At 52.7% G+C, this 15,361-nt stretch carries 12 protein-coding genes; 5 read left to right on the plus strand and 7 right to left on the minus strand.

From position 1 onward, the window contains the following. The first annotated feature begins 34 nt into the window (after positions 1 to 34). Both galT and galK read left to right on the plus strand, forming a co-directional pair. Positions 35 to 1,075 carry a galactose-1-phosphate uridylyltransferase gene (gene galT, locus HC231_RS06625; RefSeq protein WP_208230270.1) on the plus strand — a complete coding sequence of 347 codons (1,041 nt, stop codon included), beginning with the start codon at positions 35 to 37 and terminating at the stop codon, positions 1,073 to 1,075. Positions 1,076 to 1,084: 9 nt separating this feature from the next. Further along, the gene (galK, locus tag HC231_RS06630; protein ID WP_208230271.1) at positions 1,085 to 2,251 is read left to right on the plus strand and encodes a galactokinase; all 1,167 of its coding nucleotides are present in this window, start codon (positions 1,085 to 1,087) and stop codon (positions 2,249 to 2,251) included. A 37-nt stretch (positions 2,252 to 2,288) separates the two neighbouring features. Here the strand turns inward: galK and mgtE are convergent, their stop codons facing one another. The 4 genes from mgtE to HC231_RS06650 form a co-directional block, all read right to left on the minus strand. Continuing rightward, on the minus strand, positions 2,289 to 3,713 hold the full coding sequence (gene mgtE, locus HC231_RS06635) for a magnesium transporter (protein WP_208230272.1): 1,425 nt from the start codon (positions 3,711 to 3,713) through the stop codon (positions 2,289 to 2,291). A 430-nt stretch (positions 3,714 to 4,143) separates the two neighbouring features. Continuing rightward, positions 4,144 to 4,326 carry a YfgG family protein gene (locus HC231_RS06640; protein ID WP_425490513.1) on the minus strand — a complete coding sequence of 61 codons (183 nt, stop codon included), beginning with the start codon at positions 4,324 to 4,326 and terminating at the stop codon, positions 4,144 to 4,146. Positions 4,327 to 4,573: 247 nt separating this feature from the next. Continuing rightward, the gene (locus HC231_RS06645; RefSeq protein WP_208231243.1) at positions 4,574 to 5,806 is read right to left on the minus strand and encodes an MFS transporter; all 1,233 of its coding nucleotides are present in this window, start codon (positions 5,804 to 5,806) and stop codon (positions 4,574 to 4,576) included. A gap of 557 nt (positions 5,807 to 6,363) precedes the next feature. Next, positions 6,364 to 6,699, minus strand: coding sequence for a hypothetical protein (locus tag HC231_RS06650; RefSeq protein ID WP_208230274.1), 336 nt, complete (start codon positions 6,697 to 6,699; stop codon positions 6,364 to 6,366). 495 nt (positions 6,700 to 7,194) lie between these two features. Between HC231_RS06650 and HC231_RS06655 the strand changes: the two genes are divergently transcribed. Beyond that, entirely contained in the window at positions 7,195 to 8,439 is a 1,245-nt protein-coding gene (locus tag HC231_RS06655; protein ID WP_208230275.1) for a Zn-dependent hydrolase, read from the plus strand. Here HC231_RS06655 and HC231_RS06660 read toward each other — a convergent pair whose 3' ends face one another. Further along, complete coding sequence (locus HC231_RS06660) at positions 8,440 to 9,327, minus strand: helix-turn-helix domain-containing protein (protein ID WP_208230276.1); 888 nt, start codon at positions 9,325 to 9,327, stop codon at positions 8,440 to 8,442. A gap of 419 nt (positions 9,328 to 9,746) precedes the next feature. Here HC231_RS06660 and HC231_RS06665 point away from each other — a divergent pair, with 419 nt between their 5' ends. Together HC231_RS06665 and HC231_RS06670 are read left to right on the plus strand one after the other, a co-directional pair. Next, positions 9,747 to 10,547 carry a dihydroorotate dehydrogenase electron transfer subunit gene (locus HC231_RS06665; protein ID WP_208230277.1) on the plus strand — a complete coding sequence of 267 codons (801 nt, stop codon included), beginning with the start codon at positions 9,747 to 9,749 and terminating at the stop codon, positions 10,545 to 10,547. Further along, complete coding sequence (locus HC231_RS06670; protein ID WP_208230278.1) at positions 10,544 to 11,476, plus strand: dihydroorotate dehydrogenase; 933 nt, start codon at positions 10,544 to 10,546, stop codon at positions 11,474 to 11,476. The genes HC231_RS06665 and HC231_RS06670 overlap by 4 nt, the downstream gene beginning before the upstream one ends. Positions 11,477 to 11,563: 87 nt before the next feature. Here the strand turns inward: HC231_RS06670 and ppx are convergent, their stop codons facing one another. After that, complete coding sequence (gene ppx, locus HC231_RS06675; protein WP_208230279.1) at positions 11,564 to 13,099, minus strand: exopolyphosphatase; 1,536 nt, start codon at positions 13,097 to 13,099, stop codon at positions 11,564 to 11,566. Beyond that, on the minus strand, positions 13,099 to 15,171 hold the full coding sequence (ppk1, locus tag HC231_RS06680) for a polyphosphate kinase 1 (RefSeq protein ID WP_208230280.1): 2,073 nt from the start codon (positions 15,169 to 15,171) through the stop codon (positions 13,099 to 13,101). Before ppk1 ends, ppx begins: the two co-directional genes overlap by 1 nt. Positions 15,172 to 15,361: the final 190 nt, after the last annotated feature.

Raw genomic sequence — 15,361 nt, forward strand, 5'->3', positions numbered from 1 at the left:
AGAAAGGGCTATCTTGTTTTGAGGAGCGATCTCTATGTTATTTGCACCCGCGGAGCACCCGCATCGCCGCTTTAATCCGTTGAGAGGCGAATGGATTCTGGTTTCTCCTCACCGGGCTAAACGTCCATGGCAAGGGCAGCAGGACGAACCCGATCGCCGGACGCCGCCGCCGCATGACCCGAACTGTTATCTGTGCGCGGGGAATAAGCGCATCACTGGCGATGTTAACCCGCAGTATCAGGGCACCTTTGTTTTCACCAATGATTTTTCTGCTTTGCTGGAAGATACCCCGGCGGCGGCGTCTGGCGACGATCCGCTGTTTCGGATACAGAGCGCCCGGGGCGTTAGCCGCGTGATCTGTTTCTCGCCCGATCACAGTAAAACTCTGCCTGAATTACCGCTATCGGCGCTGAAAAAAGTGATCGATACCTGGAGTGAGCAGACCTCGGAACTGGGACGGCGCTATCCCTGGGTTCAGGTTTTTGAAAACAAAGGCGCGATGATGGGCTGTTCCAACCCTCATCCGCATGGACAGGTCTGGGCCAACGACTTCTTACCAAATGAAGCGCTGCGCGAAGATCGGGAGCAGCGCGCTTATTTTGAACGCTACGGCGGCGTGCTGTTGCTTGACTATGCGCGGCGTGAACAGGCGGACGGCAGCCGTTTGGTGGTGGAAACCGAGTTCTGGCTGGCGGTGGTGCCCTATTGGGCCTCCTGGCCGTTTGAAACGCTGCTGCTGCCCAAGTTCGCCGTGCGGCAGTTGCCGCAGCTAAGCGAGCCGCAGCGTGAAGATTTGGCGGTGGCGCTGAAAAAATTGACCAGCCGCTACGATAACCTGTTTCAGTGTTCATTTCCGTACTCGATGGGGTGGCACGGCGCGCCGTTTAATGATGCGGATAATGCGCACTGGCAACTGCATGCCCACTTCTATCCGCCGTTATTGCGTTCGGCCAGCGTGCGTAAGTTCATGGTCGGTTATGAAATGTTGGCGGAGGCTCAGCGCGACCTGACGGCGGAGCAGGCCGCCGAACGCCTGCGCGGCGTTAGCGATATTCATTTTCGTGAACAAGTTTGAGGGCGTTTTATGAACCGTATCGATTTTTTGCGTCAGTCGGGCAGGTTAGCTTTCGAACGCCTGTTTGGCTATACGCCGCAGGCGGAGATTCAAGCGCCGGGGCGAGTAAACCTGATTGGCGAGCATACCGATTACAATGATGGGTTTGTTTTACCCTGCGCGATTGATTACCAGACGGTGATCGTCGCGGCCGTCCGGCGGGACAACAAGGTGCGCGTGGCGGCGCTAAATTTTGACGAACAGCTGGATGAGTTTGATCTGAGCCAGGAGATCCAGCCGCATGCGCAATACGCCTGGGCAAACTATGCGCGGGGCACCGTAAAATTTTTGCAGGCCCGCGGCCTGCCGATTAGCGGTATGGATATGGCGATCGTGGGCAATGTACCGTCTGGCGCGGGGCTAAGCTCATCGGCGTCCCTTGAAGTGGCGATCGGGCAGACCTTCAAGACGCTTAATCATCTTAATATCAGCCAGTTGGAGCTGGCATTGACCGGTCAGCAGGCGGAGAACGATTTTGTCGGCTGTAGCTGCGGCATTATGGATCAGTTTATTTCGGCTCATGGGCAGGCCGGCCATGCGTTATTGATCGATTGCCGAACGCTGGAGGGAAGGGCGGTGCGTATGTTGACAGGATTCGACATCCTGATTGTCAATTCCAACGTGCGCCGCGGGCTGGTGGACAGCGAATACAATACCCGCCGCCGGCAGTGTGAGTCGGCGGCGCGTCATTGCGGCGTTAAAGCGCTTCGCGATCTCTCTTTAGAACAGTTTGAGGCGAGGATGGCGGGACTGGATGCGCTGGCCGTTCGCCGCGCCCGGCACGTCATTACGGAAAATAACCGCACGCTGGAAGCGGCCGACGCGCTGGCGAAGCAGGACGCCCGCCGTTTGTTTGCTCTGATGGCGGAATCGCACATTTCCATGCGTGACGACTTTGAAATCACGGTTCCCCAGATTGATACGCTGGTTGAATTGATCCAGTCATATGTCGGCGATCAGGGGGGAGCCAGAATGACGGGCGGAGGTTTTGGCGGCTGTGTGGTATCGCTGGCGCCTTCCGCATTGACCGGCGGCGTTTGCCGGATGCTTGAACGCGAATACCCGGCGCGCACGGGATTGCAGCCTTCAATCTATCTCTGTCGGCCCTCTAATGGCGCGGGGCCATTGACCGATTGATGGCCGCCGCCCGTCGACGGGCGGCTAAACCAGCCGGCTAGGGCAACAGAAACAGCGTCGCCAATCCCAGGAAGATGAAAAAACCTCCGGTATCGGTAATCGCCGTAATCATCACGCTGGAGCCAATGGCGGGATCGCGCCCGAATTTGTCCATAATCAATGGGATCAGCACGCCCATCAGCGCGGCCAGCAGCAGATTGAGCAGAATGGCCAGCATCATCACGCCGCCCATTTTGAGGCTGCCATAAAGCGCGAAGGTGACCACGCCCATAACGCCGCCCCAGATCACGCCGTTGACCACCGCCACGCCCAATTCTTTCAGCAACAGATAAGACTTCCTGCCATGATCCAACTGATGCAGCGCCAGCGCGCGAACGATCATGGTGATGGTCTGATTGCCGGTGTTGCCGCCGATCCCCGCTACGATCGGCATCAGGGTCGCCAGCGCCACCAGGTGCGACAGCGTGTTTTCAAACAGGCCGATCACCCGCGAAGCCACCATCGCGGTACACAGGTTGATGGCCAGCCAGGTCCAGCGATTACGCACCGCTTTGTAGACTGGCGCATAGACATCTTCGGAGGGGGTTAACCCGCCGGAACGGCGCAGGTTACTGTCGCTCTCTTTATTAACGACATCCACGATATCTTCCACCGTCAGACGCCCCATGAGCTTGCCCTTGCTATCCACCACCGGGGCGGAGATCAGGTTATACCGTTCAAACGCCCCCGCAGCGTCGGCTACCTGGTCTTCCGGCTGAAACTTGGTCAGTTGCTTATCCATAATGGCGGATACCGGCGTTTCCGGCGCATTCAGCAGTATATTAGCCAGCGATAGCTCGCCAATCAGCGCATTTTTGCGATCGGTGACGAACAGCTTATCGGTGGAGTCCGGGATGACTTTTCGATAGCGCAGATAACGTTGAACGACGGCAAGGGTAACATCAGGACGTATGGTGATCAGCTTGAAGTCCATGATGTGGCCGACGCACTCTTCGTCATAATTGATCGCTCCGCGTAATTGCGCGCGCTGTTTCGGCTCCAGCGAGGTGAGTATTCGTCCCAGTAGACTTCGGGGAAGAATGCGCGCCAGATGGGCCTGTTCATCGATATCCAGCACGCGGACCGCTTTCAGAATGTCTTTATTCCGCATATCGCTGATGAGATCGTCTGAAATGCTGTCAGAGACTTCGATCAGCACGCGCCCACGCCGCTCAATGGGAATCAGCCGCCAGAGCGCCAGACGCTCATCATAGGGCAGCGATTCCAATAGGTCCGCCAGGTCGGCGGCGTGCAGCCCGGTGATTGACTGGCATATTTCGGCCGTCTGGTCGAGTAAGACTTTATTGTCTGTGGCGGAGTCATTGTTGCGCCGGTTGAGAATGTCATCAACCAAATCACTGTTTTCTAAAAGTAAAAGAGAAATACGGCGCCGCAAGGCGGAAACTTTTTTTGTATTCGACATGGGTTTTTATGCTCGGTACGGTTTCATTTCTGATGTGTCTATAGCACTGAGATACCCGTCATATTTTAAGTCGCGGATGTGTTGTTTTTATTTACCCAGGCAAGCAACTGGGGATCGGCGGCGAAAAAGCCTTCCGGCAACTCGAATTATTCAAGGTATAACGCACCCGTTTTCCGTCTGATTTATTATTCTCGAACTGTCGCGGATGGGCGGCGTTTGTTTTATTCACGGAGACAGGCATGTGCTAAACATAGCGCAAAATCAGTAAATTAAGAATAGACCGGTTTACGATTAATGCCGCTAAATATTGGAAGGCATGAATTACCGGCGGCGGAAAACGCGCATGACGAAGCGTGACATGACAAGATGCCGGATGATGGAGTTACATTTGCGAATGCGGTCTAAACCCGCCGTTAATTAACGGTAAACGCTATTCTTTCTTATTGATGAGCACATCAGAGATAGTAAAAGATTGTTCGATACGCTGTTGCTGTTTGTCCTGATGGTAAGCAATCGCGCTGATGGTGGAGTAAGTGAAGCGGCCTAAAAGAATGATAAAACTGATAAGTAACACGGCACGAGCAATACGCGTACCACTTCGTCGTGGCCGCATGGATATTCGTCGTTTGTGGGTAAGCGTAGACATTACCGGAAAATCTCCTGTGGAAGCGAACATTCGCTATTAATTATTTATGCACAAGCATCAGGTCAGGTCAATCGTTCAGCATAAAAAAATGGCTATCGTGACGAAATGCGTCCGTAACTGGAGAAGTTAACGACGTTCGCGGCTGTTGAGGGGGATTAAGAAGAGGCCGACAGGGAGTGAATCACTGCCTGGCCTCTTCGCCGACTTAACGGAATCAGTCGAGTTTTTTGCCTTTTAGTTCCGGCACCAGGAACAGGGTCGCCAGGATATCAAGGACGTAAATCGCCGCCAGTAAGGCAATGGCCACCTGGAATGAATACAGGCTGATTATTGCGCCGATAACCACCGGGCCGAAACCGCCAACGGCGCGGCCGATGTTGAATAGCACGTTTTGGGCGGTGGCTCGGGCCTCGGTTGGGTAGGCTTCGGACATCAGCGCGCCGTACCCTCCCATCATTCCGTTGACAAACATTCCTAGCAGCGCGCCGGCCCATAGCATGGCGACTGGATCGGATAGCTGCGAATAGGTCAGAACCATGATCAGCGCGCCGCTCTGAAACAGTAGAAAACTGGGTTTTCGTCCGATGCGATCGGCCAATTGCCCGAAGACCCAAATACCGACAATCATCCCCATGATGGTGACAGACGTCCACATGGCTGATTTGGTCAGGTTGAATCCCAGCGTTTTGGCGAGAAAGCTTGGCATCCAGATCATGATGCCGTAATAGCCGAAATTCTGTACGGAAGTCAGGATGATAATCCCTGCGCTGACTTTGCTGGCCGCCTTGTCCTTGACCAGCAGTTTGAACGACTCCAGCGCCGGTTTTCTTTTTGTGGCCTTACGGACGAACACCTCTGGCTCATGCAGACGATGGCGGATGAACCAGGCGACAAACGCCGGGATCACGCCGACAATAAACATGCCGCGCCAGCCGATATGCGGTAGAAGAAGCGGCGTCAGTATGGCGGCGGCCAATACGCCGGTCTGCCAACCCAGTGCGACATAAGAAGAGGCGCGTGCGCGATGACGGGCCGGCCATGCTTCGGCGGCCAGCGCCATGCCGATACCAAATTCGCCGCCCAGACCGATACCGGCGATCGTGCGATATAGCAGTAAATCCCAGTATCCCTGGGCAAAGGCGCACAGGCCGGTAAACACGGCAAAAAGCACGATGGTCCAGGTCAGTACGCGGATACGGCCAAAGCGGTCGCTCAACGCCCCAAAAATAAGGCCGCCGATCACCGCGCCGATCAGCGTCCAGGTGACCAGCGATCCGGCCTGACCCGATGTCAGGTTAAGATCGGTTGAGATGGCGGTCAGCATGAACCCAAGGATCAGCAGATCGAAACCATCCATGGCATAGCCTATCGCCGATCCGGCCAGCGCCTTCCAACTATAACTATCAACAACTTGTTTTTCCTCGTATTGAGGTGTCGCAGAGGACATTTTATTAGGACAGGTTGGGTCCATGGGTTCGCTCCTGGTGTTCGCAATGTAAATGTCAAAGTTAAATTATGTTGTAATGCTCGTTGCTTTAGTGAGTGTGAGCAATGGAAGTATCAATTTTGATACAAAACATTAAGCAATAATGGTGCCAAAATTTTATCTTAAAGTTATCTCTGGAATGGGGGCGCATTATTATGCCGAGTCGATGGGGTGTGTTCTTAATTGATTGATATGTAACTATTTTTGTGCTTTTAAATGAAGTTGTTCCGCACGAAAATTAATAAGATTCGACAAGCCCGCCGCTATGGGGAAAGGTTATTAGTGGCAGAGGTTGCACTAAAATAACACTCGACTGGCACCAAATTGGTGCGCAATACGGCGTACTGCACTAATTTGGTTACCACATTGACTAGGCTAAAGAAGTGAAACGGCGATGGTATTAGACGCTGAAAACGAAAGTTGTTTCATTTTTGATACGATAGACGGTGAAAACACCCTGGCAGGCTGATGAGGCGCGGCGGGTCAGGTATCGTGACGCCGAACCTGACCGGGGCGTTTTAGAAGTGTTTTTTGCCAGACCAGTAGGTGACGACCAACCGGTTAATTGCATGGTAACGTTGTTCCGCCGTTACGTTATCGCCAGACAAAATGTCTTTAACGATATCCAGAAGCTGCGTCATTTCCTTTTTGGCTCTGGACGCGAAATCAGGCGTGATCGCCTGGTCGGCGTAGAGCGTGACATAACTGTCGGCCAGGCCGCGCAGGATGTAATAAGACACCGCATTATCGGGATCGCTGCTGATCAAATCGTCTAAATCCTTCCGCAGGGAAACGTAGCTGTCAGTCCCGTCGAGACTTTCAGTAAATGCATGATATACGTTTGTAAAATCCATCGCTGCCACCTTTGATTAGCATCATCCGGCTATATTCATCAGATGAGCTACCGTGGTTTTGGTTTCCCTTCCATTCCGCTACTCGCCACGCGAGTTAAGTAACGGAAACGGGGAAACGAAATATCCGCCTGTAGCCTGATATCTGTTGAGTATAGATTTGGAAAACTTCACTTTCTAAAACTAAAGCCAGGTCTTGTCAACCGCTCTCTGACACTTTTGTATAAAAAAAGATACAAAATCAGTCAAAATATGAATTTTCGCTATTCCATTAAATCAGTATTAAAAAATAAATCCAAAATAAACAAAAAGATAGTCAATCCTGTTGAGACTGGTGAAAATTAATTGTCTAAATTTTTAGACAAAAATATTGACTCGCCCTGGATAAGCGAGCAACACTGAAATCCCCCGCCATCTGAATGGCGGGAAGTGCGATCGAAAGTTCGATCCTGCTAAAGCAGGCCGAATAGTGCTTGAGCGAACGAGCGGAGTGTTGTTATGGGGCCGTATTTTGGTGCCGAAGAAATCGGATGTTTACTGGAAGAGCTGAGTCTTTTTTCCATAACGACGGGAAAAAGCGGCGTAACGCGGCTGGCTTTCGGTGAAGCCGATGAAACTGCGCATCATTTTCTGGCGGAGAGAATGGCGTCGTTGGGGCTTAACGTGAGCCGCGATGCGATGGGCAATATTTTTGCGCGCTTACCGGGGCGGGATCGATCGCTACCGGCGGTGGGTACGGGTTCTCATATTGATACCGTGCCGTCCGGCGGTCTCTACGACGGAACCCTGGGGGTCGTCGGCGGCTTATATTCGCTGTTGCAGTACCGGCCCGGAGAACTGCGCAGAGATTTGGAACTTGTTGTTTTCAGAGGCGAAGAGTCAAGCCGCTTTGGTTTCTCCTGCATTGGCAGCAAGATTTTAACCGGCCATAGCGACGAGGAAAAATGGCGTGAGAATACCGACGATCATGGCTTGAATGTTTTTCAGGCGATGGAGCAGAGCGGTTATTCCGCGAACCAGCTGGCGCGCTGCGAACTGGAGGCTCAACGCTATTCGGCATTTGTGGAGCTGCATATTGAACAAGGCCGGATACTGGAAAACGAAGAGAAGGCCATCGGCATTGTGTATGGCATCGCCGCGCCGACCCGTTATCGGGTAACGGTGACCGGCTGCGCCGATCACTCCGGCGCCACGCCGATGTATCAACGGCACGATGCGCTGGTGGCCAGCGCAATGATTATTAACGATATTAATCATGCCGCCTGCAAAGAGATTATTTATGGAACGGTAGGCACCGTCGGCAAGCTGGATGTTTTACCGAACGCGATGAACGTGATCCCCGGACTGGTGAAATTTTATGTTGATATCCGTGGCGTCGACCCGGCCAGTATTCGGCGCGTCGCCGAGCGTCTGAAAGATTCGGTCAGTAAAACCGCCAGAGAAAATGACGTTGATATTTCACTTGAGCTGGTCGCGGAGGAAACCCCGGTTCCGCTTGATAATGCTATTTGCGATGTGATTGAAAACGTCGCTCTTGAGCAGGGGGTCAGCTACCGGCGCATGTTGAGCGGCGCCGGGCATGATGCCATGTATATGGCCAGCAAATATCCTACGGCCATGATATTTGCGCCGTCGAAAAACGGCATCAGCCATCATCCGGACGAATACACCAGTCCGCAGGAGATTATTACCGCGGCCAAAGTGTTGAAGCAGACGCTAGGGCAGTTAGCCAATGCGGATTGATTAGAAACGGTCCAGCGTTTCCTGTAATAACCGGCAGGCTTCTTCGCCTTTGGCGGCGTTATTCCAAAGCCCATCAAACAGCGACTGGTGATGAAGAATCGCCTCTTTTGATGAAGAAACCCAGGCTACGCCTGAATGAATATTAGGGAGTTCGCCGAGGCGGAACGGGCTGGAAGCAACCGAGAGCGGTTCGCTGTCTTTATAAAAAATTTGAAATGTGGATGAGGGAATAGTCTCGGTTGTGATCGCCACCTGAACAATGTGCTTTTTCTCTTCAAGAACCTGCAGCAGGTGTTGAACTTCCTGCCGCGCCAGCAGAACACGTTCCATTCTGGCGCTGGGGGAAATATTCAGCGTGCCGATGAGGCCCAAATGAATAAATTTTTCAATATGTTGAATGCCAATAAGGTTATGGATTTTGGGCAGATGTTTATTCAGATGAGATTTTCGTTCAAACAGGATATCAAGCGTTTGCAGCGATTTTTCGTCCAGATCATCTGAATGCGCACGATTATTATCTGCTTCCAGTAGCATCTGTTTCAGATAGTCATCGTAGTGTTCGGACGTCAACAGATAGGAAAAAGGATCGAAATGGGAATAAATACGCGTGGAGTTCTCTTCAAGCTGGCGCATTCTTTCAAAGAAGCCGCTGGCATGGGAATAGTATTCCATCCCGACGCCAAGCAGCGTTTCGAATGTGGTATGCAGGCACTCGGCCAGACGTTCAAGCGTTTCGATTTTCTTTATATCGCCTTTTTCAAGCCGATATACGGCGGCACGGGATATGCCAAGCGCCGAGGCAATTTGCTCGGCATTTAATGAGGCCGCTATGCGATAAGCTCTCAGTCTTTGTCCGATAGCCAGATAATCGATCGCGGTATTTTTCATGGTACTCTATATGCCAAAAATTTGCGTGATTTTAACACTAAAGGATCAACCTGACAATGTGGCGCGCCCGTGCGGCGGCCGAGTTCATCGGCGGATACCTGACGGGAAAACCGTATTACCGGCGGCGGACCGATTAACTGTAGTACGAACTTCGTCCAGGGGGATATAACCTCGTTGGCGATATAACGGTAATGGTGAAATTGATTAGCTCTTTATTTTAATTATGGTTGCCTCACCAGGGAAACCGAATAAATTCGCGCCGTAGGATTGCGGCGTAATAAGGATTGCTGCTCTATCGCTACGCCGTTTTATAAAAACAAGATGCCATTTTAATTTTACGTTTTTTTATTCCTTATGCGGATAAACACCAAAAGCGAGTTATTGCGTAACAATGATTCTGATTATTAAACGGAGACATCATGACTGTTATAGATGGGACCGCTCGGGTTATTAGTAACCAATGGGTAAACAGTGAATACAAGCACATGGTGATTCACGTCGGGCAGGTTGCATCGCAGGTCAAGCCGGGGCAGTTCTTTAATCTGCTGTGTCCGCAAACCGATGCCGACAAACCCTTTTTTCGTCGTCCCATGAGCACCTGGTTTGCCGATGAGCAGCAAGGGCGGGTGGATTTTCTCTACAAGGTTGTGGGGGCCGGCACGCGCGGGCTTGCCACGTTGAACCCGGACGATCGGTTGAACTATCTTGGCCCGCTGGGGAAAGGGTTTACGCTGAAGCCCGGCTACCGCCATATTCTGGTGGTCGGCCGGGGCGTGGGGCTGGCGACGCTTGCTCCGCTGGCGGAACACGCGGCGGCGATGAATATTCAGGTTACGGCGTTGCTCAGCGCCAAAGATCGGGAACGCCTGATGTCCCAGCGCCGTTTTCTGGATAGCGGCGCGCAGCTGATTGAAGTGGTGGATAGCGATGGTTCCAGCGCGACGGAAAACGTGGAGCGCCTGATTCGCGTGTTGCACCAGCGCCTGCCGATTGACGCCGCGTATACCTGTGGTTCGTCGCGCCTGATTCGCTTGCTGCAAAAGCTGTCGGCGGAACTGTATTTTGAAGGGGAAGTGGCGCTGGAACAGCAGATGGCCTGCGGCCTTGGCATGTGTTACTGCTGCGTGCGCCCGATGAAAGTCGGTATGAGTGGAAAGCTGGAAAGTAAGCGAGTGTGCTATGACGGTCCCGTTTTTAACTTACGGGAGGTGGCGCTGTGATCGATCTATCAGTCAATATCAATGGGTTAAAGTTGGCTAATCCGATTATGCCCGCTTCCGGCACCTTTGCTGAGGGGCTAACCGAGGTGATGGATGTTAATCGGCTGGGCGCTTTTGTCACTAAAACGTTTACCCTGCATCCGCGTGGCGGGAATCCCGTTCCCCGGGTTTGCGAGCTGGATGGCGCGATGCTCAATTCGATAGGCATCCCAGGAAAGGGCGTTGATCACTTTATTCAGCATGTGGTGCCGTTCTGGCGCCGCTATCAGCCGCCGCTGGTTGTCAGTATTTCCGCCAATACCGCGGATGAGTTCGCCAAACTGGCCGAGCGGCTAAGCGATGTTGAAGGTATTGCGGCAATTGAAGCCAATATTTCCTGCCCCAATATAGAGGCGGATGGTAAAGCTTTCGCCATTGAGGCGGCGTCAACCGCCAACGTTATCAGGGCATTACGCCGCGCGACGCGTTTACCGCTGTGGGCGAAACTGACCCCCAATACCGCCGACATTGCCGCTGTTGCCTTGGCGGTTGAAAATGAAGGCGGCGATGCGATTGTGGTCGGCAATACCTTGCTGGGGATGCGTATCGATATTCAGACCCGCCGTCCTAAATTGGGCAATATTATGGGCGGGTTATCAGGGCCGGCGCTTAAGCCGATTATGCTGCGTATGGTTTATCAGTGCCGCAAGCAGGTATCCATTCCGATTATCGGCTGCGGCGGCATCAGTCAGGCGGACGACGTGATTGAATATTTTTACGCCGGGGCCAGCGCGGTTCAAGTGGGGACGGCAACCTTTATTCATCCGAAGGCGATGATCGCCATTCTTGACGATCTTAACGCCTATTGCCGGCAGCAGGGGATTGAGCGCATCGCCGATCTGACCGGCGCCATTATTGATGACGTTACGCCGTATGACGGGCTTTCCTGAATAACCGGATGCGGACGGCGCAACGGCGTCCATCTGCTGGCGGCGGGCGCGAGAATAAATCGCGCCTCGCTCCGCCGTCGGTACGGATTAAGCCGGCTCTTCCTCGATATTCAGTTTCCAGCCGGCGACATCCTGCCAGAATTCCTGCTCCCGCTCTAAATCCAGTTGGACGAGATTATTCTGGGCGAAAAAATCGCGCGGGAATATCAGCGTCCAGTGGTTATCGTCGGTGCTCAAGCGCAGCGTTTCCGGCGTGGTGGTGGCCTGTCGCTGATTATTCAAGAGCGTGGCGAGACGCAATAGCTGAATCATGGGCAAGTACTGTTTCTTTTTGAACAGATTCAGGCGCGGCAGCTCTTCCAGCTTGATGGCCTTGCGGTGATAGCGCACGATCAGGGAAAGCAATAGCTGCTGTTCCTGATTGAAGCCGGGCAGGTTGGTATTTTGCAGAATATAGGCCGAGTGGCGGTGCATGCCGCTCTGGTTTATTCCCAACCCCACTTCATGCAGCATCGACGCCCAGTTCAGAATCGCTTTAAGCTGCGGATTAACCTGATTGGGATTTTGCTCCGCCCATTGCGCGTATAACAGCTCCGTGGTTTCCAGCACCCGGCCGGCCTGTTCGCGATCGATATTGTAATGGCTGGCAAGACTTTGCGCCGTGCGGATACGGATATCTTGATGGCGGAAACGGCCTTCCATTTCATACAGCACGCCTTCGCGCAGCGCGCCGTCGGACAGACGCAGTTCGTTGATTGATAGCGCGTCAAAGATGCCGCACAGGATCGCCAATCCGGGAACCAGCACCGACTGCCTGTCTTCCGTCAGCCCCGGCAGGCTCAACGATTTGAACGATTTGAACTGTAGGATCTGATCGCGCAGCATTTCCAGCCGTCCCGGCGTAATCAGGCCATCTTTCTTACCCATTTCCGTCAAGATTTCATGGGTGGCTTTAATGGTGCCGGACGCTCCCAGCGCATATTTCCAGCCGTAGATGCGGTATTCCCAGGACAGCGTTTCCAGTTTTTGGGCCGCCGCCAGGCGAGCGCGCTTAAAGTTGCTTTCGCTGATTTCGCCATTGGGGAAAAACTGCTGGGCAAAGCTGACGCAGCCCATGCGGCGGCTTTCGATCAGCATCGGCTCAAAGTCCTCCCCGATGACCAACTCGGTGGAGCCGCCGCCGATATCGATCACCAGCTTGCGGCCTTTCTCCGGCTGAGTGTGCTCCACGCCCATGAAAATCAACCGGGCTTCTTCATGACCGGAGATGATTTCGATCGGATAGGGGATGATATCAGCGGCCCGGCGCAGAAACTCCTGTACATTTACCGCCTGACGCAAGGCGTGAGTGCCGACAATCGACACGTTCTGCGGAGGAAACCCCTGCAGCCGTTCGGCGAACAGCGTCAGACAATTCAGGCCGCGCTCCATGGCTTCTTCGCTGAGCACGTTTTGACTGTCCAGTCCATCAGCCAGATAAACGCGCTGTTTTAAACGGCTAAGCACCTGAAGTGCGCCGTTTACCACGCGGGCGATTACCATATGAAAACTGTTGGAACCCAGATCGACAGCAGCAAATTCCTGGGGTTTTACGACATTGGTCTCTTTGCTAGTTAATGGCATTATTCAGGTTTTTCTCCGGGTTGCTCCAGCGCTTTAATGTAATCATAGACGGCATTTTGTCCGCGCACCTTACGACGGTTGCCGCGTGATACATAACGATTACTCAGCTCTTTATCAATCACACGGGCTTTCACCGTATCGCTGAACAAAATATTAAGGATGTCCAGAATGCGATGTTTCAAAATGGGATCGAGAACTTCGACGGCGACCTCAATACGGTAATCGATGTTACGCGTCATCCAGTCGGCTGAAGAGAGGTAAACTTTTTTATCGCCCCCGTTATTAAACACATATACGCGGTCGTGTTCCAGATAACGATCGACGATGCTGATAGCCTGAATATTTTCACTTACGCCCGGTAAATTGGGGATCAGCGAACACATGCCGCGCACCAGCAGATTGATTTTTACGCCAGCGGCAGAGGCCTGATACAGTTTTTCCACCAGCCCTTTATCCACCAGATTGTTTACCTTAAGGGTAATGCTAGCCTCAATGTTCGCTCGCGCATTTTCGGTTTCTTTATCGATCAGCTTATACAGTTTATCACGTGAGTTCTGGGGAGAAACCAGTAGATACTCAAAGGAGACCGGGCGATAGGGGTTTTCGATGAAGTTAAATACGCGGCGAACCTCATTGGTAATACGTTCATCCGCGGTAATCAACGAGTAGTCGGTATAGATCCGCGCGGTCTTCTCATTGAAGTTGCCGGTGCCGATGTGGGCGTAACGCACGATGCCATCCCCTTCCCGGCGCGAAATCAAAAAGAGTTTGGCGTGAATTTTCAGTCCCGGCACCGAGAAGATTACGTGAACGCCGGCTTCGGTCAGCCGTTTGGACCACTGAATGTTGGCTTCTTCATCGAAACGCGCCTGCAGTTCCACCACCACGGTGACTTTCTTGCCATTGTGGGCCGCATGGATCATGGAGTTAATGATGCGGGAGTCTTTCGCCACGCGGTAAATGTTGATTTTGATCGCCAGAACGCTGGGATCGAACGAGGCCTGACGCAGCAGTTCCAGCACGTGCTCGAATGTGTGGTACGGATAATAAAGCAGCACGTCGCGTTCGCGGATGGCGTCGAAGCCATTGCGGAAGTGGTTGAACCCGTCGTGGCGCAGCTGCGGCAGCGCTTTATTGACCAGATTGGCCCTGCCGACGTTGGGGAAAGAGATAAAGTCTTTAAAGTTATGGTAACGGCCGCCGGGTATCACCGAGTCATAGGAGGAGATCCCCAGTTTTTCCTGCAATACGGCGACCATCGCGTCCGGCATATCACGCTGATAAACAAACCTGACCGGTTCCGCCGTCAACCGCTGTTTCAGGCTGGAGGACATCAGCTCCAGCAGGCTGGATTCCATTTCGGTCACCAGATCGTACTCGGCGTCGCGCGTCATTTTCATCGAATAGGCGTTCAGCGCGTCGTAGTCGAAAAAGCCTTTGAAGATGTCATTCAGACAGTAGCGCAGAATGTTATCGATCAAAATCATGGTTTTCCGGCGGCGAGGCGCTTCCGCCGGCAGGTTAACGAAGCGGGGCACTTTGTCTGAAGGGATTTCCAGCAACGCGTAGTTCGTCTCGTCGCCGCGAATAATTTCGACCGCCAGATAGGTGTAGTCGTCTTTCAGGAACTGCACCAGATTGGTGTCATGCAGGATCAGGATCGGCGTGATGTGCGGACGTAAATGCTGTCTGAAATATTCCCGCAGCCACTCCTGCTGGTTCGGGGAAACCTGGCGTTCGTTAACCAGAAAAATCTGGTTACGCGCCATTTCCAGTAATAACTCGTTGTAAAGACTATCGAATAGCTGATCTGTTTTCAGGACGCGAGCCTGAATTTTTCCCAAAAGGTGTCGTAAATTATCGCCTGAACCTTGCTCTTCGTTAATTAGAATTCGTCTTTTCAGATCGGCAAAACGAACTTTATAGAACTCATCAAGATTGTTGGAGTAAATGCCAAGAAAGCGCATACGCTCAATCAGGGGGTTGCTTTTATCTGCCGCTTCCTGAAGTACTCGTTCATTAAAGGATAACCAGCTTAACTCTTTCTCAATGTAGAGTTTATCCTGACTCATTTTCACTCCGTTAGACTATGTGCTGAAGGTCTATCTATATCCAATAAACACAAGATGTAGCCGGCCGGCGATCGTGCGCTCTCCCTAAGTTTAGCCAACTCGGTGAACCGGGTTAAAACCCCGCCGAAGGAGGATTCAAACGCGTCATACAGCGACCCCGAAAGGAAGAAGTCTGGTGAGAGGTCGGGTA

The sequence above is a fragment of the Brenneria izadpanahii genome, assembly GCF_017569925.1.
Classification (GTDB): Bacteria; Pseudomonadota; Gammaproteobacteria; order Enterobacterales; family Enterobacteriaceae; genus Brenneria; species Brenneria izadpanahii.